General features: G+C 58.1%; 23 protein-coding genes and 1 pseudogene. 16 read left to right on the forward strand and 8 right to left on the reverse strand.

What is annotated here, in order from left to right; genetic code table 11:
• The first annotated feature begins 19 nt into the window (after window positions 1-19).
• The 8 genes and pseudogenes from aroK (at window position 20) to VGC33_RS02245 (ending at window position 7,742) form a co-directional block, all read left to right on the forward strand.
• Window positions 20-541 (forward strand): shikimate kinase AroK, encoded by a 522-nt coding sequence (gene aroK / locus VGC33_RS02210; protein ID WP_131866394.1) that lies wholly within the window; start codon window positions 20-22, stop codon window positions 539-541.
• Window positions 542-583: 42 nt separating this feature from the next.
• Window positions 584-1,669, forward strand: coding sequence for a 3-dehydroquinate synthase (gene aroB, locus VGC33_RS02215; RefSeq protein WP_331118584.1), 1,086 nt, complete (start codon window positions 584-586; stop codon window positions 1,667-1,669).
• Between the two features lie 121 nt (window positions 1,670-1,790).
• The gene (locus VGC33_RS02220; RefSeq protein ID WP_331118586.1) at window positions 1,791-2,942 is read left to right on the forward strand and encodes an SPOR domain-containing protein; all 1,152 of its coding nucleotides are present in this window, start codon (window positions 1,791-1,793) and stop codon (window positions 2,940-2,942) included.
• An 83-nt stretch (window positions 2,943-3,025) separates the two neighbouring features.
• Window positions 3,026-3,868: an adenine-specific DNA-methyltransferase gene (gene dam, locus VGC33_RS02225; protein WP_331118588.1), complete on the forward strand. Its 843-nt coding sequence runs from the start codon at window positions 3,026-3,028 to the stop codon at window positions 3,866-3,868.
• A gap of 22 nt (window positions 3,869-3,890) precedes the next feature.
• Window positions 3,891-4,547, forward strand: a pseudogene (gene rpe / locus VGC33_RS02230) (ribulose-phosphate 3-epimerase); the annotation flags it as partial.
• An 85-nt stretch (window positions 4,548-4,632) separates the two neighbouring features.
• On the forward strand, window positions 4,633-5,331 hold the full coding sequence (locus VGC33_RS02235) for a phosphoglycolate phosphatase (RefSeq protein WP_331118590.1): 699 nt from the start codon (window positions 4,633-4,635) through the stop codon (window positions 5,329-5,331).
• Window position 5,332: 1 nt separating this feature from the next.
• Window positions 5,333-6,337: a tryptophan--tRNA ligase gene (trpS, locus tag VGC33_RS02240; protein WP_331118592.1), complete on the forward strand. Its 1,005-nt coding sequence runs from the start codon at window positions 5,333-5,335 to the stop codon at window positions 6,335-6,337.
• A gap of 118 nt (window positions 6,338-6,455) precedes the next feature.
• Window positions 6,456-7,742, forward strand: a complete 1,287-nt coding sequence (locus VGC33_RS02245; protein WP_331118647.1) for a cytosine deaminase — start codon at window positions 6,456-6,458, stop codon at window positions 7,740-7,742.
• A gap of 37 nt (window positions 7,743-7,779) precedes the next feature.
• Here the strand turns inward: VGC33_RS02245 and VGC33_RS02250 are convergent, their stop codons facing one another.
• On the reverse strand, window positions 7,780-9,204 hold the full coding sequence (locus tag VGC33_RS02250) for an aminotransferase-like domain-containing protein (protein ID WP_331118594.1): 1,425 nt from the start codon (window positions 9,202-9,204) through the stop codon (window positions 7,780-7,782).
• A 176-nt stretch (window positions 9,205-9,380) separates the two neighbouring features.
• Here VGC33_RS02250 and VGC33_RS02255 point away from each other — a divergent pair, with 176 nt between their 5' ends.
• Together VGC33_RS02255 and VGC33_RS02260 are read left to right on the forward strand one after the other, a co-directional pair.
• On the forward strand, window positions 9,381-9,596 hold the full coding sequence (locus VGC33_RS02255; protein ID WP_331118596.1) for a DUF1127 domain-containing protein: 216 nt from the start codon (window positions 9,381-9,383) through the stop codon (window positions 9,594-9,596).
• 41 nt (window positions 9,597-9,637) lie between these two features.
• Complete coding sequence (locus VGC33_RS02260) at window positions 9,638-10,243, forward strand: LysE family translocator (protein ID WP_331118598.1); 606 nt, start codon at window positions 9,638-9,640, stop codon at window positions 10,241-10,243.
• A gap of 31 nt (window positions 10,244-10,274) precedes the next feature.
• On the opposite strand, the gene tsgA is transcribed toward VGC33_RS02260, so the two are convergent.
• Window positions 10,275-11,468: an MFS transporter TsgA gene (tsgA, locus tag VGC33_RS02265; protein ID WP_331118600.1), complete on the reverse strand. Its 1,194-nt coding sequence runs from the start codon at window positions 11,466-11,468 to the stop codon at window positions 10,275-10,277.
• A 319-nt stretch (window positions 11,469-11,787) separates the two neighbouring features.
• Here tsgA and ppiA point away from each other — a divergent pair, with 319 nt between their 5' ends.
• From ppiA to VGC33_RS02280, 3 genes are all read left to right on the forward strand, one after another.
• Window positions 11,788-12,360 (forward strand): peptidylprolyl isomerase A, encoded by a 573-nt coding sequence (gene ppiA, locus VGC33_RS02270; protein WP_331118602.1) that lies wholly within the window; start codon window positions 11,788-11,790, stop codon window positions 12,358-12,360.
• 141 nt (window positions 12,361-12,501) lie between these two features.
• Window positions 12,502-12,669: a FicA/YhfG family antitoxin gene (gene ficA / locus VGC33_RS02275; protein WP_331118604.1), complete on the forward strand. Its 168-nt coding sequence runs from the start codon at window positions 12,502-12,504 to the stop codon at window positions 12,667-12,669.
• Window positions 12,659-13,261 (forward strand): putative adenosine monophosphate-protein transferase Fic, encoded by a 603-nt coding sequence (locus tag VGC33_RS02280; RefSeq protein WP_331118606.1) that lies wholly within the window; start codon window positions 12,659-12,661, stop codon window positions 13,259-13,261. The genes ficA and VGC33_RS02280 overlap by 11 nt, the downstream gene beginning before the upstream one ends.
• Window positions 13,262-13,291: 30 nt before the next feature.
• Here VGC33_RS02280 and VGC33_RS02285 read toward each other — a convergent pair whose 3' ends face one another.
• Together VGC33_RS02285 and VGC33_RS02290 are read right to left on the reverse strand one after the other, a co-directional pair.
• The gene (locus tag VGC33_RS02285) at window positions 13,292-13,666 is read right to left on the reverse strand and encodes a DUF427 domain-containing protein (protein WP_331118607.1); all 375 of its coding nucleotides are present in this window, start codon (window positions 13,664-13,666) and stop codon (window positions 13,292-13,294) included.
• 240 nt (window positions 13,667-13,906) lie between these two features.
• A complete protein-coding gene (locus tag VGC33_RS02290; protein WP_331118608.1) occupies window positions 13,907-15,682 on the reverse strand; it encodes an ABCB family ABC transporter ATP-binding protein/permease in 1,776 nt (591 codons plus the stop codon).
• A gap of 211 nt (window positions 15,683-15,893) precedes the next feature.
• Here VGC33_RS02290 and VGC33_RS02295 point away from each other — a divergent pair, with 211 nt between their 5' ends.
• Both VGC33_RS02295 and argD read left to right on the forward strand, forming a co-directional pair.
• Window positions 15,894-16,469, forward strand: coding sequence for an aminodeoxychorismate synthase component II (locus tag VGC33_RS02295; protein WP_331118610.1), 576 nt, complete (start codon window positions 15,894-15,896; stop codon window positions 16,467-16,469).
• A 158-nt stretch (window positions 16,470-16,627) separates the two neighbouring features.
• Complete coding sequence (gene argD / locus VGC33_RS02300; protein ID WP_331118611.1) at window positions 16,628-17,854, forward strand: bifunctional acetylornithine/succinyldiaminopimelate transaminase; 1,227 nt, start codon at window positions 16,628-16,630, stop codon at window positions 17,852-17,854.
• 18 nt (window positions 17,855-17,872) lie between these two features.
• Here the strand turns inward: argD and VGC33_RS02305 are convergent, their stop codons facing one another.
• On the reverse strand, window positions 17,873-19,945 hold the full coding sequence (locus VGC33_RS02305) for a YccS/YhfK family putative transporter (protein ID WP_331118612.1): 2,073 nt from the start codon (window positions 19,943-19,945) through the stop codon (window positions 17,873-17,875).
• Window positions 19,946-19,998: 53 nt separating this feature from the next.
• The gene (gene crp, locus VGC33_RS02310; protein ID WP_034895576.1) at window positions 19,999-20,631 is read right to left on the reverse strand and encodes a cAMP-activated global transcriptional regulator CRP; all 633 of its coding nucleotides are present in this window, start codon (window positions 20,629-20,631) and stop codon (window positions 19,999-20,001) included.
• Window positions 20,632-20,947: 316 nt separating this feature from the next.
• Here crp and VGC33_RS02315 point away from each other — a divergent pair, with 316 nt between their 5' ends.
• A complete protein-coding gene (locus VGC33_RS02315) occupies window positions 20,948-21,370 on the forward strand; it encodes an OsmC family protein (RefSeq protein ID WP_331118621.1) in 423 nt (140 codons plus the stop codon).
• Between the two features lie 95 nt (window positions 21,371-21,465).
• On the opposite strand, the gene VGC33_RS02320 is transcribed toward VGC33_RS02315, so the two are convergent.
• Both VGC33_RS02320 and VGC33_RS02325 read right to left on the reverse strand, forming a co-directional pair.
• Complete coding sequence (locus VGC33_RS02320; protein ID WP_331118623.1) at window positions 21,466-22,335, reverse strand: phosphoribulokinase; 870 nt, start codon at window positions 22,333-22,335, stop codon at window positions 21,466-21,468.
• A 104-nt stretch (window positions 22,336-22,439) separates the two neighbouring features.
• The gene (locus tag VGC33_RS02325) at window positions 22,440-22,682 is read right to left on the reverse strand and encodes a YheU family protein (protein WP_331118625.1); all 243 of its coding nucleotides are present in this window, start codon (window positions 22,680-22,682) and stop codon (window positions 22,440-22,442) included.
• Between the last annotated feature and the right edge of the window lie 122 nt (window positions 22,683-22,804).

Raw genomic sequence — 22,804 nt, forward strand, 5'->3', positions numbered from 1 at the left:
CTTAGTAATACCGAAAAACATGGCAGAGAAACGCAATATCTTTCTGGTTGGGCCTATGGGTGCCGGCAAAAGCACTATTGGGCGTCAGTTGGCTCAACAACTTAATATGGAGTTTTTCGATTCTGATCAAGAGATTGAGCGGCGCACCGGAGCTGATGTAGGCTGGGTTTTCGACGTGGAAGGCGAAGACGGCTTTCGCGATCGAGAAGAAAAAGTCATTAACGAACTTACCGAGAAACAAGGGATCGTATTGGCTACAGGTGGTGGTTCAGTGAAATCACGTGAAACACGTAACCGCCTTTCTGCCCGTGGTGTGGTCGTTTATCTTGAAACCACCATTGAAAAACAGCTGGCGAGAACCCAGCGTGATAAAAAACGACCTTTGCTACAGGTTGAAGCCCCGCCGCGCGAGGTATTGGAAGCGCTGGCCAGGGAACGCAATCCTTTGTATGAAGAAATTGCGGATGTCACCATTCGTACCGACGAACAAAGTGCTAAAGTTGTTGCCAACCAGATTATCAATATGCTGGAAAGCAACTGATTTTAGCGTGTAACGAGATGCCGAAAAGGTCTTAAGCACCCAATGGAGAGGATTACGGTAACATTAGGGGAGCGCAGCTACCCGATTACGATAGCAGCCGGGTTATTCAACGACCCGGCTTCTTTCATGCCGCTTAAAGGCGGCGATCACGTGATGGTGGTGACCAACGAAACGCTGGCGCCGCTCTATCTGCAATCCATCCGCACGGTTTTGGAAAGCGCCGGGGTCATCGTCGATCAGGTCATCCTGCCCGACGGCGAGCAGTATAAATCCCTGACCGTACTGGATCAGGTTTTTACCGCGCTGCTGAAAAAACCTCATGGCCGGGATACCACGCTTATTGCCCTCGGCGGTGGCGTCATCGGTGATCTGACCGGCTTTGCCGCCGCCAGCTATCAGCGCGGCGTGCGTTTTATCCAGGTTCCCACCACGCTGCTGTCCCAGGTCGACTCGTCGGTGGGCGGCAAAACGGCGGTTAACCACCCTCTCGGTAAAAACATGATCGGCGCGTTTTATCAGCCGGCGTCAGTGGTTATCGATCTCGACTGCCTCAACACCCTGCCGCCGCGCGAGCTGTCATCCGGCCTGGCCGAAGTCATCAAAAACGGCATTATCCTGGATTACGCTTTTTTTGTCTGGCTGGAAAAACACCTGGACGAACTCCTGGCGCTGGACCCCGAGGCGCTGTCCTACTGCCTGCGGCGCTGCTGTGAATTGAAAGCGGCGGTGGTCGCCGCCGATGAACGTGAAAACGGTCAGCGGGCTTTGCTGAATTTAGGCCATACTTATGGGCATGCCATCGAAACCCACATGGGCTACGGTAATTGGCTGCACGGTGAAGCCGTATCGGCCGGCATCATGATGGCCGCGCATGCGGCCCGCCGTTTAGGGCAGTTCGGCATGGACGACATCCGCCGCGTGCGGGCGCTGCTGACCCGCGCGGGCCTGCCGGTGTCCGGGCCGAAAGAAATGGCCCCGGCGGATTACCTGCCCCATATGATGCGGGATAAGAAAGTGGTTTCCGGTCAACTTCGGTTAGTGCTGCCGCGCTCGTTAGGTCAGGCGGAAGTGCGTACCGGCGTAGCAAATGATATCGTATTGGCATCAATCGCCGATTGCCAGGCTTGAGTCAGGGCCGTTCTCCTTGTCCCGCGCGCGGGACAAGGAGGATGAGTTTGATTTAATCGCATTAACCCTCCCCGCGCCCCCCGGGCCGTGTGGGAATTATCTCTCAGTTGGAGAGTTTTAGATGGATGAGTTCAAGTCGGAAGACGAACTGAGACCCGATAGCAGCGATCGCCGCCCACCCCGTCAACGGAAAGGTCCTTCAGTTCCCAAAGTGGCCATGTCCAAACAGCATCTGATGATCGGCATCGGCATACTGGTGCTGCTGCTATTGGTTATCGCCATCGGTTCGGCGTTAAAGGCGCCCACCCAAATGGACGCTAACCAGCAAAATCCGAACGTGGCGCAAAAGAATATCGAATTGCCCGGTACGGCAAATACCCCTGCCGGCGATCTTAAACCGGTGCCCGACAGCGCCAATCCGGACGCCGGCAGCCCCGGCAGCACGCCTGCGGCCAACGGCGGCAATGGCAATACCCTTACCCCCGGCACCGTCAACGGCGGCAACGGCGTTAATCAGCAGCCGCAAACCCTGAACGCGCCGCCGGTAGCCGCAGCGCCCACCCAGGCTCCGCCGATAGCCGACGGCGCCCCGCAGCACCGCATCGATCTGCCGGGCAACATGGCCGACGCGCTGTCGCAGCAAGGCGATCGGGTTAACGGCGCGACCCAGCAAATCAACGGCGACCAGCAGGCCTCGACGCTGCCGACCGCGCCGGCGACGGTAGCGCCGGCCGGCAGGGAGCCTGCCGCCAAAACGACCAAACCCGCGGCCGGCGCGCATAAAGCACCGAAGCCGACCGCCATGGTCCCCAGCGCCAGGAATACGGCGCCCGAGCATAACGCCAAGGCGCCCGCCGCCGTTCAGCGTGCGCCGGCGCAGCCCACGGCTCCGGCTCGCCATACCATGGTGATTGAACCCGCCGCCCGCGCCCCGGCCGCCGTCCAGCGCGCTCCGGCCGCACCGGCGGCCACGGTGGCGCCTGCGGCCGCCGGCGGCTCAATCCAAACCGCCCCGTCGGGATATTACACCGTGCAAATCAGCAGCGCTTCCCAGGCCACGACGCTTAACGCCTATGCCAAGAAGCAGCAGTTGGGCCAGTATTGGGTGTACGAGACCCGCCGTGACGGTAAACCATGGTATGTGCTGGTAAGCGGGGTGTACCCGACCTCAGCGCAAGCCAAAAGAGCGGTGGCCCAATTACCGGCCGATATTCAGGCTAAAAAACCCTGGGCCAGGGAAATTGGCCAGGTCAAGCAGGATCAGAATAAATAAGTTCCTGAATTTAGCCTGATGTATGGGTCTTAAACAGAGTACAATCCGCGGCTCTTGAGAGTGTGTGAGTAACAATCGACGGCATGAAGAAGAACCGCGCGTTTTTGAAATGGGCTGGCGGCAAGTATCCGCTAATAGAAGACATCCGCCGCCATTTACCGGCGGGGGATTGCCTGATCGAACCCTTTGTCGGCGCGGGGTCGGTATTTTTAAACACCGACTACAAGAAGTACATACTTGCTGATATCAACAGCGATCTCATCAATTTGTACAATATCGTCAAAGAGCGCACCAGTGAATTCATCGGCGACGCCCGCCGGCTGTTCGACGCCGAGTCCAATACCTCGCAGGTTTATTATCTGTTGCGCAGCGAATTCAATCTCTGTACTACAGATGCTTATCGGCGCGCGGTGCTGTTTCTTTATCTCAATCGCCATTGTTATAACGGCCTGTGCCGTTATAACCTGAGCGGCGAGTTCAACGTTCCCTTCGGTCGCTACAAAAAACCCTATTTCCCGGAAAATGAACTCCACTGGTTTGCGGAAAAATCCCAGCAGGCTGTTTTTGTCTGTGAGCATTACCAGCAGACCTTGAATAAAGCGATGCAGGGTTCAGTGGTGTACTGCGATCCGCCGTATGTGCCGTTATCGACCACCGCCAACTTTACCGCTTACCATACGAATAGTTTCAACAATCTGGAGCAGCAGAACCTGGCGCGGATAGCCTACCGGCTGGCCAGCGAACAGCAGGTGCCGGTATTGATTTCCAACCATGATACCCTGCTGACCCGGGAGTGGTATTGCGACGCGGTGCTGCACGTGGTGAAAGGCCGGCGCACCATCAGCCGCAATATTTTGGGCCGCACCAAGGTGAACGAACTGCTGGCGCTGTATGATTATGCCGATCGCCCCGGCGCCAATGACTGACCATTAATGATTGGAGACGCGGATGAAAAATTTTTTAATCGCCCCATCCATCCTCTCGGCGGATTTTGCCCGTCTGGGCGAGGATACCGCCCGGGTATTGGCCGCCGGAGGTGATGTGGTTCACTTCGATGTCATGGATAACCACTACGTTCCCAACCTCACCATGGGACCCATGGTCCTCAAGGCCTTGCGCGACTTCGGCATCACCGCGCCCATCGACGTCCATTTGATGGTGAAGCCGGTCGATCGCCTGATACCCGATTTTGCCGCCGCCGGCGCCAGCTACATTACCTTTCATCCCGAGGCCTCGGAACATGTCCACCGCTCGCTGCAGCTGATCAAATCCCACGGCTGCAAGGCCGGCCTGGTGCTTAACCCGGCCACGCCGCTCAGTTGCCTGGATTATGTTATGGATCAGCTCGACGTCATCCTGCTGATGTCGGTCAATCCCGGCTTTGGCGGCCAGTCGTTTATTCCCGGCACGCTCGACAAGCTGCGCCAGGTACGCCGGCTGATTGACGACAGCGGCCGTGATATCCGCCTGGAAGTGGATGGCGGCGTCAAGGTCGACAATATCGGCGCCATTGCCGCCGCCGGCGCCGATATGTTTGTTGCCGGCTCGGCGATTTTCGGCCACCCCGACTATCGGTCCATTATCGAGGCCATGCGCCGCGAAATTGTCGCCAACGCTCCCGAGCGTAATACCGGTCCCGGGCAGCATAACAACCCTGGCCAGCACAATGGCCCCAAGCGCGGGGATAGCCATGAGTGATCTGAGCAAAATTCGCGGACTGGCCTTCGACCTCGACGGTACCTTAACCGACACCGCTCCCGGGCTCAGCAGCGCGCTCGATCTGGCCCTCCAGGCGCAGGGACTGCCGCCCGCGGGACAGACCCTGATATCCACCTGGATCGGCAACGGCGCCGACATCCTGGTGGAACGCGCCCTGACCTGGGCCGGCGCCGCCCCCGAGCCCGTCCTGTGCCGCGAGACCCGCGTGCTGTTCGACCAGTTTTACGCCCAGACCGTCGAGCAGGGCAGCCGGCTGTTCCCGCAGGTAAAAGACACGCTGTCCCGCCTGGCCGCCCGCGGCCTGCCCATGGCGGTGGTGACCAACAAGCCCACGCCGTTTGTCGCGCCGCTGCTGGCGTCGCTGGGTATCGACAGCTATTTTTCGCTGATTATCGGCGGTGACGACGTGGCGGCGAAAAAACCGCACCCCGCGCCCATCTACCTGGTATTGGGCAAACTGGGACTCTATGTTGAAGAACTGCTGTTTGTAGGCGATTCGCGCAATGATATTATGGCGGCCAAAGCCGCCGGCTGCCCATGCGTCGGCATGACATATGGTTATAACTACGGCGAAGCGATCGAAACGAGCCATCCGGATTATGTCCTGGACCGTTTTGCCGATCTGCTGCCCATTCTTGGGTGGTCATCTTCAGATAATCAGGAAGCGTAAAATGAGTAAACCCATCGTATTCAGCGGCGCGCAGCCCTCAGGCGAATTGACCATCGGCAATTATATGGGTGCGCTGCGTCAATGGGTTACCATGCAAGATGATTACGACTGTATCTATTGCATCGTCGATCTGCACGCCATCACCGCGCGCCAGGATGCGCAGAAACTGCGCAACGCTACCCTGGACCTGCTGGCGATGTATCTGGCCTGCGGCATCGACCCCGAAAAAAGCACCATTTTTGTCCAGTCCCATGTGCCGGAACACACGCAGCTGGGCTGGCTGCTCAATTGCTACACCTATTTCGGCGAGCTGAGCCGCATGACGCAGTTCAAGGATAAGTCGGCCCGTTACGCCGATAACATCAATGCCGGCCTGTTCGATTATCCGGTGCTGATGGCGGCTGATATACTGCTCTACCAGTCCAACCAGGTGCCGGTGGGCGACGATCAGAAGCAGCATCTGGAACTGACCCGCGATATCGTCCAACGCTTCAATGCGCTTTATGGGCCGATTTTTACCCTGCCCGACCCCTTTATCCCCAAATCCGGCGCCAGGGTGATGTCGCTGCTCGATCCGAGTAAAAAAATGTCCAAGTCGGATGAAAATCGCAACAATGTGATTACGCTGCTTGAAGATCCGAAATCGGCGGCGAAAAAACTTAAACGCGCCCTCACCGACTCGGAAGAACCGCCGGTGGTGCGCTACGATCAGGCTGCCAAACCTGGGGTGTCAAACCTGCTTGATATCCTCTCAGGGGTTACCGGCAAGCCCATCAGTGCGCTGGAGCGCGAATTCGAGGGCCAGATGTACGGCCATCTTAAAGGCGCGGTGGCGGATGCGGTGTCCGGCATGCTCACCGATCTGCAGGAACGCTATCGCCATTTTCGCGCCGACGATGCGCTGCTTAACCGGATCATGCGCGACGGCGCGGCCAAGGCCAGCGCGCGCGCGCAAAAAACCCTGCAACAGGTTTACCAGGCCGTGGGGTTTGTCCCCCGTCCTTGACCGCGCGCCCCCCGGGCCGGTTAAACCGGCCACGGGACATTTGCCCGCCGGGTGCGCTAAGCTTGCCTGATAAACCTTTACGCCCCCAACATCGAGGTGAACCGTGCCGGAACCCCAGTTGCAACTCATCATCAATGCCCGTCTGCCGCAGCGGGAAGGCCTGTGGCGCATCAGCGTCGAACAGGGGCGTTTCGCGCGTATCAGCCCCGACGCGCCGCAAACGCCGGCCGCCGTCGCGGGCGATGCGCGGGGAACGCTTGACGCCGGGGGCGGTCTGGTTATTGCGCCGTTTGTCGAGCCGCATATTCATCTCGATACCACCCAGACCGCCGGCGACCCCAACTGGAACCAGTCCGGCACGCTGTTCGAGGGGATTGAACGCTGGGCCGAGCGTAAGGCGCAGCTGACCCATGAGGACGTTAAGCGGCGCGCTTGGCAAACCCTCAAGTGGCAAATCGCCAACGGCATCCAGCACGTGCGCACCCATATCGATGTTTCCGATCCCACCCTTACGGCGCTCAGGGCCATGCTGGAAGTCAAACGCGAAGTGGCGCCCTGGGTGGATTTGCAACTGGTGGCGTTTCCACAGGAGGGCATTCTGTCCTATCCGCGCGGCGAGGAACTGCTGGAGGAAGCGCTGCGTTTGGGCGCCGATGTGGTTGGGGCGATACCGCATTTCGAGTTTACCCGCGAGTATGGCGTGGAATCGCTGCATAAAGCGTTCGCCCTGGCGCTGAAATACGACCGGCTGGTGGATGTGCACTGCGATGAAATCGACGATGAACAGTCGCGCTTCGTGGAAACCGTCGCCGCGCTGGCGCACCGCGACGGCATGGGCGCGCGGGTAACCGCCAGTCATACCACGGCGATGCATTCCTATAACGGCGCCTATACCGCGCGCCTGTTCCGGCTGCTGAAGCTATCAGGCATCAACTTCGTCGCCAATCCGCTGGTCAACATCCATTTGCAGGGCCGGTTTGACGATTATCCCAAGCGGCGCGGGGTGACGCGGGTCAAGGAATTGATGGCGGCGGGCATCAACGTCTGCTTCGGCCATGACGATGTGTTTGATCCCTGGTATCCGCTCGGCACCGGCAATATGCTGCAGGTACTGCATATGGGCCTGCATATCTGCCAACTGATGGGCTATGAGCAAATCAACCGCAGCCTGGAGCTGATTACCATTAACAGCGCCAGGACCCTGCAGCTTGATGATTACGGCATTGAGGAGGGCAATAGCGCCAATCTGCTGATCCTGCCGGCGGAAAACGGTTTTGACGCGGTGCGCCGGCAAACCGCCCCGCGTTACGTGATTCGCCGGGGCAGGGTGATCGCGCAGACGCTGCCGTCACGGTCGACGCTGTTCCTTGACGGGGCGGAAGAAAAGGTTGATTTCACGCGCTGACGCCGGCGGAGGTTCCGCCCGCGGCTTTGCCGGTGGTTCAAGCCGTGACTTCGGCCAGCTGCTTTTTGATCGTTTCGCCGATTTTTTTTATCGCCGCTTCAATCTCCGCGGTGAGCTGGGTGGCGTAGGTGAGACGAAAACAATGACGGTATTTGCCGGAGGCGGAAAAAATCGGTCCGACGGCGATGCGTATGCCCATTTTTTCCAACTGCCGGTTAAGCCTGAGGGAGTCAAAGCGTTCCGGCAGTTCAATCCACATCAAAAATCCTCCCTGGGGACGGCTGACGCGGGTTTCCGGCGGAAAATAGGCCTTGACCCAGTCGGTCATGATATCGCAGTTAAGCTGGTAGCGGGCGCGCATGCGGCGCAAATGCGTCTGGTAATGTCCCAGGCGCACAAACTCGGCCACCGCCAGCTGCGGTTGCAACGCGGTGGCGCCGGTGCCGATATACTTCATATGAATCACTTTTTCCATATAGCGGCCGGGTACGATCCAGCCGACCCGCAGCCCCGGCGCCAGGGTTTTGGAGAAGGAACTGCACAGCAGCACGCGGCCGTCGTCATCAAAGGATTTAATGGTGTGCGGGCGCGGATAGCGATAGGCCAGATCGCCGTAGACGTCATCCTCGATGATCGGTGTGTCGTAGCGCGCGGCCAGGTTGAGCAGCGCCTGCTTGTGCGCGTCCGGCATAATATAGCCCAGCGGGTTATTGCAGTTGGGCGTCACCTGGATGGCGCTGATCGGCCACTGTTCCAGCGCCAGTTCCAGCGCCTCCAGGCTGATGCCGGTCACCGGATCGGTGGGGATTTCCAGCGCTTTGATGCCGAAGGCCTTCAGTGTCTGGGTCACGCCGTGGAAGCTGGGCGAATCCACCGCCACGATGTCCCCGGGCTGGCACAGCGCGTGAATGGCGATCGACAGCGCTTCATGGCAGCCGGTGGTGATCATGATATCGTCGGGCAACGCCAGGCAACCGCTATCCACCAGCAGCCGGGCGATTTGCTCGCGCAGCCCCGGGGCGCCGCTGATATCGCCATAGGTCATGCCGCGCAGGTCCGGATGCAGGGCGATGCGGCTTAACTGTTTGGTCAGCGGCCTTAGCGTGGGCGAACTGATATCCGGCATGCCGGGTCCCAAATGCACCATGCCGTCCACCGGATCGGAACGCAGCAGCTTAAGCACAAGATCCCACTGGGAAATTTCCACCGGCCGCTGCGCCGGGCGGCACATGGCCGGCAGCGCGGCCGGCTCATGCTGCTGAATGACAAAATAACCCGATTTCGGCCGCGCCTCGATCAGCCGCCGCTCCTCCAGTACCCGGTACGCCTGCTGGACGGTACTGATACTCACTTCATGTTCCAGGCTTAGGGCGCGTACCGACGGCAACCGCTGCCCGCAGGTATACAGGCCCTGCTCAATACGTTCGCCGATGATACCGGCCAGGTTGTCATAACGTGTCATAGCGGCCTCATACAGGTTAATATTTTCGCGACAAAAACAATACAGATTGGATACATACTAAGCATTACAGCGCTGATTATTAGAATTTGTATGGAGAAAATAACGGATTTCTGAATCTGTACGGTATTAGCATACCGTTGCATGATAGTTCCATCAACCGTCGCGGAGGAACCATCATGAAAAACACGTTAAAAACCGGCCAAACCCTTCCCCTGAACCTCGAGCCATGCTACAGCGCCGGTCAAAATCCGCTCATTGCGCTTTATCGCCGGATCGCCAATTGGCGCCAGCGGCGGCGCAACCGGCTGATCTTAAGCGCGCTCAGCGACGATCAGCTAAAGGATATCGGGCTGTCACGCAGTGAAGCGGGACAATTTGGCGATAAAAACTAAAACACTTCTTCAGGAATATATCTCACAAGGACCGATGCGCCATGACCATAACCATTGCCGAGCTAAGCGCCTTTTGCCTGTACGCGTTTGTAACGTCTATTACCCCCGGCCCCAATAATGCCATGTTGGCCAGCTCCGGGGTGAATTTCGGTTTTTACCGTACCTTGCCCCATATTCTCGGCGTTAGCTGCGGGCTTTGCCTGATGGTATTGGCCATCGGCCTGGGACTGGAACGGCTGTTCCAGCTCTATCCCATGCTGTTTCCGCTGGTCAGGGTGAGCGGCGCCTGCTACCTGATCTATCTCGCGTGGCGTATCGCCACCGCCGTGGCACCCTCGGGCGACCTGCGCGGGCAGGCCGTACCGTTGGGCTACTGGGGCGCGGTTATTTTTCAATGGCTAAATCCCAAAACCTGGCTGATGGCCATAGGCGCCGTCACCGCCTATGCCCCGCTACAATATCATTTTCGCGATATTGCGCTTATCGCCCTGATTTTTACCCTGATCAACGCCCCCTGCGTCAGCGCCTGGGCGGCCTGCGGCAGCATGCTTAAAAACAGGCTCGGCCAGTCGCACCGGCTGTCAATGTTCAATCGACTGATGGCCGGGACGCTGGTTTTGTCGCTATATCCCCTGCTGGTGCGCTAATTTCCGCCGCGCGCGAACGCGACCGGCCGGGCTATTCGTCCCCATGGCCGTGCCGCCGATGGCGGGTGACAAAACCCAGCGACAGACATAGGACAAATACCGCCAGGTAAAGCGCATTGGACGTGGCGAGCGCGGCTTTTACCCCCAGATGCTCTACGATCGGGCCGGTAACCACAAACGTCAGCATGGTGCCGACGGTGCCGCAGGTAAGAATGGTGTTCACCAGCCTGGGCGAGGTTACCCGGGTCTGCTGCGAGCCAAGGGTGATAATGGTGGTATAAATTGCGCTGGATACAAATCCCAGGGCCAACAGGTAATAATGCAGATGCTCCACATGATCCGAGGCGATAAACAGATACATCAGGAGGGCCGACAACGCGGCCAGCAGCGTAACGATACGCTGTAAATCCACATGGCGCAGCACGGCGCTGAAAAACCACATGCCGACCATATACGCCGTCCAGAAGTTACCCACCAGCCCGCCGGCCTGTGCGATATCCATGCCAAAACCATGGGTGGCGTATTCAGGCACCCAGGCGATAAATCCCAATTGCCCGAGGATATAGCACAGCGCGGCGGCGGAAAGCAGCAGCACCCCGCTCCCCCATTTTTCCCGCGCCGCCGGCACCGCCCGCGGATCCCCCGCGTCGCCTTTCTTGCCTAATACCGGAAACTCGCACAGCAGCGTCAGGATAAAAATGGCCACGTACATCAGGCCGATGCAGGCGTATACCCAATACCAGGCAATATGGCGCGCCAGCAGCACGCCGGCCAGGATGGGAAACACCGCCCCGGCCATACTGAAAAACGAGTCGGTAAACAGCAGGCGCGAACCCCGTTGGCGCCCCTGGTAAAGGTAGGCGATGAGATAGGTGCCGATGGACATGGTAATGCCGCTCACCACGCCCAGGACAAACATCGACAGCGAAAACAGCGCCAGCGTATGCCCGCTCATCAGGCCGGCGATTGCCAGCACCATCAGTACGAAGCCGAAGATCAGCTGGCGTTTGAGCGGTATGATTTCCATCAGCCAGGCATTAAGGAAGATCGCCAGCAAAATGCCGGAATTCAGGAAAGTGAAGGTGGCGCTCATGGCCGAAACGGGAACCTGGAAATACTCGGCGATATTGCTTAACACCACGCCGGTGACAATCACTAACGCACCGGTCAATCCATACGAAAAGAAACTAATCCACGTTAGCCGCAGTCGATTTTTGTGATTCATAATTGGCCTGTTCAAATGTCGACGCCTAACCGGCTTGCCGCCCGCCAGCATCGTTGTTGCCGTACTGTTACCGATAGGGGGCAAATACTATCATGACGATTTATGCCGTGGACATAAAAGTCGCCGCGCCGGACATTATCAGCGATATTTGCAACATCCGTTTAACGAAAAAGGACCCGGTTTGCCCGCGGGAGGGGGGCCTGCATGGGGCCGATATAAAACCTGTTACGTAAAAAAAGGTAAATGGGTAGCGTAAGCGCGGTCCGCTCTTTAGAATCAAAGCCCTTCCTGTTGCCCATGTATTAAAAAGGAACCCTTCATGCTAAAACGAAACCTGGCCACCGCCGCTCTGGTTTTCTCACTGGCGGCGGCTTCCTGCCCGGTGTTTGCCGCCGGTCAGGACACTCACGTATTGCTGACCACCTCGGCGGGCAATATTGAGCTGGCGCTGGACCCTGAAAAAGCGCCGGTCGCGGTGAAAAACTTTGTCGACTACGTAAACAGCGGTTTTTACAATAACACCATCTTCCATCGCGTTATTCCCGGTTTTATGGTGCAGGGCGGCGGTTTTAACCAGGATCTTTCGCAAAAAGCCACCCAGGCGCCGATTAAAAACGAAGCGGATAACGGCCTGCGCAACCTGCGCGGCACCGTGGCCATGGCCCGTACCAACGATAAGGACAGCGCCACCAGCCAGTTCTTTATCAATGTCGCCGATAATGCGTTTCTCGATCACGGCCAGAGTGATTTCGGTTATGCCGTGTTCGGCAAAGTGATCAAGGGCATGGACGTGGCCGATAAGATTGCCCAGGTGCCGACCAAAAACGTCGGCCCCTACCAGAATGTGCCGGTAAAACCGGTGACGATCCTGTCCGCTAAAATAATGCAATAATCCCCGCCGCCGGCGGTTTAGCGGGAAAGGCCGCCCCGGCCTTTCCCCGTGGCGCCATCCGCGCGTCGCTTCCCCGGCGAACGCGCCAATGCCGGTTATACTTCATGTTATTACCTCAAGGTCGCAGCCAGGAGGCATGACATGAAAAAACTGACTGAAAAACAAAAAGCCAGGTTGTTCCAGCAACGCCGCAATGAGAATTTCCAGGCCAGCAACCGCCTGGAAGGTTTTATCACCGAACCGGTTACCCTGACGGCGCAAGAGGCCTTGCTGCGCATAAACGAGCTCAGGAGGCACTATGAACGATAAATTCGGCGACGGACGCGATCTCTATTTCTACCCGGGCCTCCAGGTGTTGGCCAACAGGCTTAACATCCATGAGGCCAGCGGGCTGCTCGAGGCCGAACTGGCGCTGACCGGGCTGCGGGCTGCGACCATCGAGCTGGGTACGCCCAATATGGGGTTGCCCTGGCTATGTGCTATCCATCGCCAGCTGTTTCAGGATATTTACCCCTGGGCCGGGCAGTTGCGAACGGTGGACATCTATCAAAACGAAACCCGCTATTGCCATTTCGACTACCTGGAAAAGGAGGGCAACGCGGTGATGCAGCGGTTAGAGGATGAAGACTATCTGCGCGGACTGTCACTGGACGACATCGTGCCGCGCCTGGCGCACTATTACGCCGATATCAATATGCTGCACCCGTTTCGGGAAGGCAACGGGCGGGCGCAGCGCATCTTTTTCGAGCAGTTGATTATCCATGCGGGTTACGACGCGCGCTGGCGAGCCATCGGCCGCGATGAGTGGCTGGCGGCCAATGAAGCCGGCGCGTTTGGCGACGCCGAGCCCCTGGCCGTCCTGTTTTCCCGCGTGGTCAGCGAACCGGGCGAGGCTGAATAAGCCTGCCGGCGCGGCGCGGGTGACCCCGGCTTAACCTATATCGATGCGGTCAACGCGATCGGGATAAAACGCCACGTAATCCTTGATGGCGGCGACGGCGTCATAAGGGGACTCATAGCTCCATACGGCATTGCGCGCGCGCAGCCCGCCGGATGATATATTGTAGTACGTGCAATCGCCTTTATACGGGCAATAAGTGGCGTGGTCGGTCTTTTCCAGCAACGGCATATCCACATCGGCGCGCGGGATATAATGCACCGGTGGATAATCCGCCTCGCGCAGGGTCAGGGACCTGCGGGTATCGGCAACGGTATGGCCGGCGACGGATACCACGATGCGCTGCGGGTTGGGTTCAATGGTAATCGGGTGGTCGGGGCCTGGGATTTTGACGGGTTTGCTATTCATGACGGTGTGACCTCGGTGCGATATCTTGACGTCCGGGGAACCCGCCTCAATAAAACACGGCAGGGGTGTCCGGATCCATTGCGGCCTGTGTTCGGCCATGACGTAATCTCGCAGCCTACGCCTTTGCGCGCGCGGCGTGTTACCGGCAGTGCTCTGCGGCCTTTACCTGCCGGGCGACGGCCGGCTAAGATCGGGGCCATAAGCCTTGGTCAAGCCGGGCCGGGGTCGCAATTGCCCTGATCACCCCTGGCGCCCATCGTTTTCCTCCCGGCGCTGATGCCGCCACATCGCCGCGTAGCGGCCGTTTTGCGCCAGCAATTCGCCATGACGCCCGCGCTCGGCCATGGCGCCGTTCTCCAGCACGATAATCTCGTCGGCATCAACGATGGTGGACAGCCGATGGGCGATGATAAGGGTGGTATGATCGCGGCTGACCTCGCGCAGATGCGCCTGGATCTCGCGTTCGGTCTGGGTGTCGAGGGCGCTGGTGGCTTCGTCGTATACCAGGATGGCGGGGTTTTTCAGCACCGTGCGGGCAATGGCCACCCGCTGTTTTTCGCCGCCGGAGAGTTTCAGCCCCCGTTCGCCGACGCGAGTCTCGTAGCCGTCGGGCAGGCTCTCGATAAAATCATGAATATGCGCCAGTCTGGCGGCGCGCTCGATCTCGGCAAAGGTGGCGCCGGTATTGCCGTAGCCGATGTTATAACGCAGCGTATCGTTAAACAGCACGGTATCCTGCGGCACGATACCGATGGCCCGGTGCAGACTCGCCTGGGTAACGTCGCGGATATCCTGCCCGTCCACGGTGATGGCGCCGGCGCCGACATCATAAAAACGAAACAGCAGACGCGACAGTGTGGATTTGCCGGCGCCCGACGCGCCGACCACCGCCACGGTTTTTCCCGCCGGAATGATGAAGCTGATGTTGTTGAGGATCGGGCGGCGCGCATCATAGCCGAAACCGACGGCGCTGAACGCCACTTCCCCACGGGTTACGCGCAGCGCCCTGGCATCGGGGCTATCTTCGACTTCCCTTGGCAGCGACAACAGGTCGAACATGTTATCCATATCGATTAGCGCCTGGCGTATTTCCGCGTAAATAAAACCAAAAAAATTCAGCGGTTGATAGAGCTGCAGCAGGTAGGCATTGACCAGTACAAAGTCGCCGAGGGTCATGGTGCCCAGGCTAATACCGCGCGCCGCCATGGTCATCATGGTGACCAAGCCGACGGAAATCACCGCCGTCTGGCCAAGGCTCAGCACGGTAAAACTGGCCTGGTTTTTTATCGCCGCCCGCTCATACTGCCGGCGCGAGCTGTCAAAACGCCGGGCCTCGAACTCCTCGTTGCCGAAATATTTTACGGTTTCATAATTGAGCAGGCTATCGAGGGATTTATTGCTGGCGTCGGCATTGGCCTGGTTTAATTCGCGCCGGAAACGGGTGCGCCATCCCACCGCCGCAATGGTAAACAGGATATAGGCGCCGACGGTGGCCATAATCGCCACCGCAAACCAGATATTCAGCAACCGCCACATGATGACCGCCACCAGGCTGATTTCAAACAGAATCGGCACGATGGAGAACAGCACCCGCGACAGCACCGTCGACACCGCCTGGGTGCCCCGTTCAATGGACAGCGACAGCCCTCCGGTGCGGCGCTCCAGGTGAAAACGCAGGCTCAGGGCATGCAGCTGGCGGAAAACGCGCAGGCCCAGCAGCCGGGTGGCGTTCTGACTGACGGAGATAAACATCAGGTTGCGCAGTTCGTCAAATAACGACGCGCAAACCCGCGCCAGCCCGTAGGCGAGGATAAGGCCGACGGGCACCGCCAGCAGCCGCGCCTGTTCCCCGCTCAGCCGGTCGACGATGGCTTTGTAGGCCAGCGGCACCAGCGATGTGCCGACCTTGGCCAGGATCATAAACAGCAGCGCCGCCAGCAAATAGTAGCGCAGCTTCAGGTTATCCTTGGGCCACAGGTAAGGTAACAGTATTTTCAGCGGCTTATAACGGTACATAGGTTGGTTTTTTTATCCCTGGCGATATGACAATATGGCCGGTAGCCGGAAGGCGTTTAGCGGGTCAATATCACACAGGCCCAAACGCCCTGTCCAGGCAAAGAAAGTTAACCTCGCGCCATGCCGTTTTCCTGGCCGGTAACCGATCGTTGTATAAAGCCGTATTGTAGCTGTTCAACAAACCAACATTTACCCGTAGGATGTGCCCGCGATGTTGCTGCTTATCGATAACTATGACTCCTTTACCTACAACCTGTACCAATATTTCTGCGAACTGGGCATACGGGTGGAAGTCTGGCGCCACGACCGGTTGCAATTGGCCGATATCGAGCGCATGGCGCCGCGACGGCTGGTGATTTCCCCTGGACCGGGTACTCCCGATGAGGCGGGCATTTCCCTGGCGGCCATTCGTCATTTTGCCGGTAAAATACCCATACTCGGCGTCTGCCTTGGTCATCAGGCGATAGCCCAAGCCTTCGGCGCCCGCATCGTGCGCGCGCAACGGGTGATGCACGGCAAAACCTCCGCCATTACCCATGACGGCGGCGGCGTATTCGCCGGGCTGGCCCTGCCGCTGACGGTCACCCGCTATCATTCTTTGGTGGTTGAACCCGCCAGCCTGCCCGATTGCCTGGCCGCGACCGCCTGGAGCCTGCGCGACGGCGCGCACGATGAAATCATGGGCATCCGTCATCGAACCCTGCCGCTTGAAGGTGTACAGTTTCATCCTGAAAGCGTGCTCAGCGAACAGGGCCATCAACTGCTGGCAAACTTTCTTGCGTGTTAACCGATCGGCATGTTGATATAGACTTAACGGGCGAGGCGAAGGGCGCCGGGATTTTTTTCAGTTCATTAGCGATAAAACATTGCATTGAAGTGATTTTTTATTCATATTTTATGACTACATTGTCACTTATAATTTTGTTTCGGACCGGGTAATCACTTATGAAAACAGATAATAGCGCAGTAACGCGGGAAACCTTCGACGAGGTTATTCTGCCGGTTTATGCACCGGCGCAGTTTATCCCGGTGCGCGGCAAGGGCAGCCGGGTATGGGATCAGGACGGCAAGGAATATATCGATTTCTCCGGCGGCATTGCCGTCACCGCCCTGGGACACTGCCACCCGGCCCTGGTTGCGGCGCTAAAGGCTCAGGGCGAAACCCTATGGCACACCAGCAATGTATTTACCAACGAACCGGCGCTGCGCCTGGCGCGCAAGCTGATTAACGCCACCTTTGCCGACCGGGTGTTTTTTGCCAATTCCGGCGGCGAAGCCAACGAAGCGGCGTTCAAGCTGGCGCGTCACTATGCCATCACCCGGCACAGTCCTTATAAAACCAAAATCATCGCCTTCCATAATGCCTTTCACGGCCGCACGCTGTTTACCGTCACCGTGGGCGGGCAGCCAAAATACTCCGATGGCTTCGGGCCAAAACCTGCGGATATCGTCCATGTGCCTTTTAACGATTTGGCGGCGGTCAAGGCGGTAATGGACGATCATACCTGCGCCGTGGTGGTCGAGCCAATCCAGGGGGAAGGCGGCATTATGCCCGCCACGCCTGAATTCCTGCAGGGCCTGCGCGATTTGTGCGACCAGAACCAGGCGCTGCTGGTGATGGATGAAGTGCAATGCGGCATGGGACGCACCGGCAAGTTGTTTACCTATATGCACTACGGCGTGTCGCCGGATATCCTGACCACCGCCAAGGCGCTGGGCGGCGGTTTCCCCATCAGCGCCATGCTGACCACAGAGGAAATCGCCTCGGTGATGAAAGTGGGCACCCATGGCACCACTTATGGCGGCAATCCACTGGCCTGCGCGGTATCCGAAGCGGCGCTGGATGTGATTAACCAGCCGGACGTGCTGGCGGGCATCAACGAACGTCACGATCGTTTCGTCAGCGCCCTCCGGGCGATTGACGAGAAATATCAGGTATTCTCGGACGTGCGCGGCATGGGCCTGCTGCTGGGCGCGGAGCTGCGGCCCCAATTCCACGGCCGGGCGCGTGAATTCCTGCATGCCAGCGCCGCGCAGGGCCTGATGATCCTGAATGCCGGACCGGACGTCATCCGTTTCGCGCCGTCGCTGGTGGTGGAATTCACCGATATCGAGCAGGGCATGGCCCGGTTTGAACAGGCGGTGGCGCAGGTTATCGCCGTCAAACCTTAAGGCGCGGGCGCCGGGCGGCTAATTGCCTAACCGGCGCGATAGCCAGTTGCCGTGCTGCGGCCGCTGGCGCCAGGCCACCGACGAAATGGTATACATGATGCCAAGATGGAACAAAATGCGCCCCAGATGGCGCTCCATCAGGGTACCTGCCGTCTCCGCCGTTTCGCCGGCGGCAGTCGGAACCGGGCTGTCCGAGCTTGGCCCGTCATATTCCAGCCGCTGCTGGCAACGCTGCAGCGCCACCTCGCACGAGGTCAGGTACTTTTGCGCCAGCGTCGGCGTCAGCATGTAGTGATCCCGCGCCAGGATGGTCATGGCGTTGATATGCTCGACGATAAACTGGCTATGGGTCACCCACAAACGCATATCGGTCAGATAGCGCGAATTAAACGCCGGTTCCCGCATCGCCTGGCTTAGCGAGGTGAACAACGCGTTATGCGCCTGGTTAACCTTCATGCGCGCGTAGGCCAGCGCCGCCGCCTCGGGCGCGGGTTGCAGCAGCAGCCGCAGCGCATCCTGATCCCGCTCCAGCGCCAGATGGGCATTTTTGCGCAACAGTCCGCTTTGCCATTGCGGCCACAACCACAGCATGCCGCCAAACGCCAGCAAACAGCCGATAAGCGTATCCACCAGCCTGGGCACCAGGAAATGCGCGCCGTTCAGCGACAGCAACTGCAGCGTATACACCGCGGTTACCGTCATGCCGGTCATCGCCAGGCCATAGTTTTTACGCAACACCAGATAAGACGCCAGCGTCAGCGCCAGCATGCACAGCAACACCGTGCCGTCGTCCAGCCTGAGCCGCAGCGTGCCGGCGGCAATCACCAGCCCGGCCAGCGTGCCCAGCGCCCGATGCTGGATACGCACCCTGGTGGCGTTATAGCCGTTTTGGCTGACGAACATCACCGTCATTAAAATCCAGTAGGGTTTGGGTAAATCCAATACCAGCCCCAGGCTGCCGCCGATGGCCAACATAATCCCAAGCCTTGCCGCGCTGCGCAGCGCCATGGATTTAAGGGAACAGTAGCTGACCAGCGCATGCCAAAAAGACAGCCTCTGCTGGTTGTCGGCCATCAGGTCGCGGCGGTAGAGCGGGCGCTGGGTGCGCAACAGCCTGGCGATACGGCTGAAGTGGTAATAGCAAAACTGCCCGACCGGATTATCCGGGTGGCGCTCGGCAATTTTTTCCAGCGCCGACAGCGCGGTAACCATGTTAAAACGCCCTGGCTGACGGTGATATAAAATATCATCCGCCAGCACCCTCAGCCGCGTGGCAATCATGCGGGCGTTATAACGGATCACCGCCTCGGCGTGGCTTTGTTCCACCAGTTTTTGGACTTCGTCAGGCTGGTGCAGGCTCACGGCGATATGCTCTTGCAAATCCAGCGCCACCTGGAAAGAACGCAACAGGCGTTTGTATTGCAATTGGTTGCTAGCCGACAGCATATACAGCTGCTGGTACACCTGGGCTATTAGATCGATCACCGACTGCTGACGGGCAAACAGCGGCGGCAGGGCGGTTTCCGGATCGGTATGCTGAGTCAGCAGGCTGTATTTCGCCTCGATATAATCCGCCAGCTCCCGATATAGCAGACTGAGCGATTCCCTCATCGGCTGCTCTTTCCATAGCCGGAACCACAGGGCGTTAAACAGGCCGTACCAGGCGGTGCCGGCAATATACAGCAGCGGCGGCACGGCGGGCGGCACATTGCCGGACAGGCCCAGGGTAAAGATGGCGGCGATAAGCGCGGCGGGCAGCAAACGACCATGCAACGGGCTGATTTCACCGGTGACGCCGAACAGCAGCGCCAGGCCGAACAGCACCAGGGGTAAGGGCACCGGCACGGCCAACAGCACCTGGATCAGCACGCTACTCAGGGCGAACAGCGAACCGCCCACCGCCAGGCGTTTAAAAAAGCGTTTATGCAGGGTATCGAGGCCGGCGATATTGCAGCAGGCGGGAACCAGTGAAAACAGCAGGCCGTTTTGCAGGCTGCCGAATAACAGGCCGACGGCCACCGGCAGGCATAACACGATGGTCTGCCGCAGGGCATAATTGACTTCGGGGTGGTAGATTAACCGGCGCCACATACTGTCAGCAAAAAAAGCGTGGTACGGAGCACCACGCCTGTCTAACGGGGCTATCAGCGCGTGCCGTAAACGACAATGGTTTTACCGTGCGCGGATATCAGGTTTTGGTCTTCCAGCATTTTAAGAATACGTCCCACCGTTTCACGGGAACAGCCGACGATTTGGCCGATTTCCTGACGGGTAATCTTGATTTGCATACCGTCGGGATGGGTCATTGCGTCGGGCTGTTTCGCCAGATTCAACAGGGTCTGCGCGATGCGCCCGGTCACGTCCAGGAATGCCAGGTTACCGACTTTTTCCGAGGTGACCTGTAAACGGCTGGCCATCTGCGCCGACAGGCGCATCAGGATATCCGGATTTACCTGGATCAGCTGCCGGAATTTTTTATATGAAATCTCGGCGACTTCACAGGCGGTTTTCGCCCGCACCCAGGCGCTGCGTTCCTGACCTTCCTCGAATAAGCCGAGCTCGCCGATGAAATCTCCTTGGTTAAGATAGGAAAGAATCATCTCTTTGCCTTCTTCATCCTTAATCAGCACCGCCACGGCGCCCTTAACGATGTAGTAAAGCGTTTCAGCCTTTTCACCCTGATGTATAAGTGTACTCTTCGATGGATACTTATGAATATGGCAATGAGACAGGAACCATTCGAGAGTCGGGTCTGTTTGCGGTTTGCCGAGAACCATTCGCTGTTATCCTCTTTTGTCATCGCTATCCCAGGTTCGGGACATCGTATTCCCTGTTACGGCGCTTGTATTATTCACTCTGTGTCCGCGTTTAAACGGAGCGGCGCAAGGGAACTTATTAGGGTCTGGTATTTTGATGTTCCGATCGATCTCTTGCCCTTTAATTATCATGAGCCCGATCCAGCCTTGTTTTTAGCATAGGTTTGATGCAGTGTCTTCTGTTGTCTTGCTTCAGCATGAAGTATGTTCAGTAACATTGCCAGTTTTCCTACAAAAATGTAGTCTGCTGGAAAGTTTTATATCAGGAGTCATCATAATGCAGGCACGGGTAAAATGGGTAGAAGGGTTATCTTTTATGGGCGAATCCGCCTCGGGCCACCAGGTTTTAATGGATGGGAACGCAGGGGAAAAAGCGCCCAGCCCAATGGAAATGGTACTGATGTCGGTCGGCGGCTGCAGCGCCATTGACGTGGTGTCCATTCTACACAAGGCGCGGCAGGATGTGCGCGATTGCGAGGTCAAGCTCACTTCTGAACGCCGCGACGAGGCGCCGCGCCTGTTTACCCATATCAATCTGCACTTTATCGTGACCGGCACCGGGCTAACCGACAAGGCGGTGGAACGGGCGGTGACCCTATCGGCGGAAAAATACTGCTCCGTTTCCCTGATGCTCGGCGCGTCGGTAAACGTGACCCACAGCTTTGAAGTGCGCGACGAACGCCACGCCCCCGCCGCCTAACCGGCCCGCCAACACCACACTCAAACCCGCGTGTTAAGGGAGAGTGTGCCAATGGGGCCGAATCGGGCGTGGTTTTCCCGCCCGCGGCCTCGTGTTTACTTAATTTCCTTTCCTTCCAGCAACCGCTGCACCAGCGGCCCCATAATCAGCTCCATCGCCAGCCCCATCTTGCCGCCGGGCGCCACCAGCGTATTGATATTGGAAATAAAGGAGCCTTGCAGCATCGCCAGCAGGTAGGGCAGGTCGATATGCGCCAGGCTACGGAAATGAATAACGACAAAACTTTCGTCAAGCGAGGGAATCGCCTTGGCGGCGAAAGGATTCGACGTATCGACGGTCGGCACGCGCTGGAAATTAATATGGGTACGGGAAAACTGCGGTGTGATGTAGTTAATATAATCCTCCATCGACCGCACCACCGAATCCATTACCGCCTCGCGCGAATGCCCCCGCTCGCCGGTATCGCGCACCAGCTTTTGAATCCACTCCAGGTTGACGATAGGCACCACCCCCACCAGCAAATCCACATGCTGCGCCACATCCTGGCTATCGGTCACCACCCCGCCGTGCAATCCCTCGTAAAATAACACATCCGTCGGTTCCGGCAACGCTTGCCAGGGGGTAAACGTGCCGGGTATCTGGTTATAGGGCACCGCCTCGTCATAGGTATGCAAATACCTGCGCGACTGGCCGTGACCGGATTCGCCATATTGACGGAACGTATGTTCCAACAGGCCAAAATCATTGGCTTCCGGACCAAAATAGCTGATATGGCGTCCTAGATCCCGCGCCTTACGGATCGCCATATCCATTTCCGGCCGCGTAAAATAATGAAAGCTATCGCCTTCGAGCTCGGCGGCGTGGATATCCAACTGCTGGAATATTTTACGAAACGCCAGGCTGGTGGTGGTGGTGCCCGCACCGCTGGAACCGGTAACGGCAATAATGGGGTGTTTTGTCGACATGGTAACCCTACGCTTGGTTGAAATGCGGCGTGAAGACGTGCGACCGGCATCAAGGCCCAGCAGTGAGTGTTAGCATATTTAGCGCCCAGGGGCCAGGGGCTTTGCTATTCACCCGGCGTCTCGTCGGCGTGACCGTGAAACCGTCCGCGCGGCATGATATTAATATTTTCATGCAGCTCCGACCAGACCACTACCGCCTCGCCGCTTTTCAGCTGCCGTTTTACATCCTCGACCTTCTGCGCCAGGGATTTTTCCTGCTCGCCGTAATCGGTGCCTTCACGCAGAACAAAGGATTCGATCAGGTTATAGAGGGTGTCAGGATCGATTTGTTCCCAGGGAATAATCACGATGTTGTGTCCTGATGGTCAATAAATCAAGGTGTTGAGGAAATTTCACCCGTTATGCCTTGTGCATCCCCGTTGGCACTGGTAGTTTCATACCCGTCATTTTACCGGAGCGCCGCCAAAAC

This window comes from Acerihabitans sp., from assembly GCF_036398755.1.
In the GTDB taxonomy this organism is placed as follows: Bacteria; Pseudomonadota; Gammaproteobacteria; order Enterobacterales; family Enterobacteriaceae; genus Acerihabitans.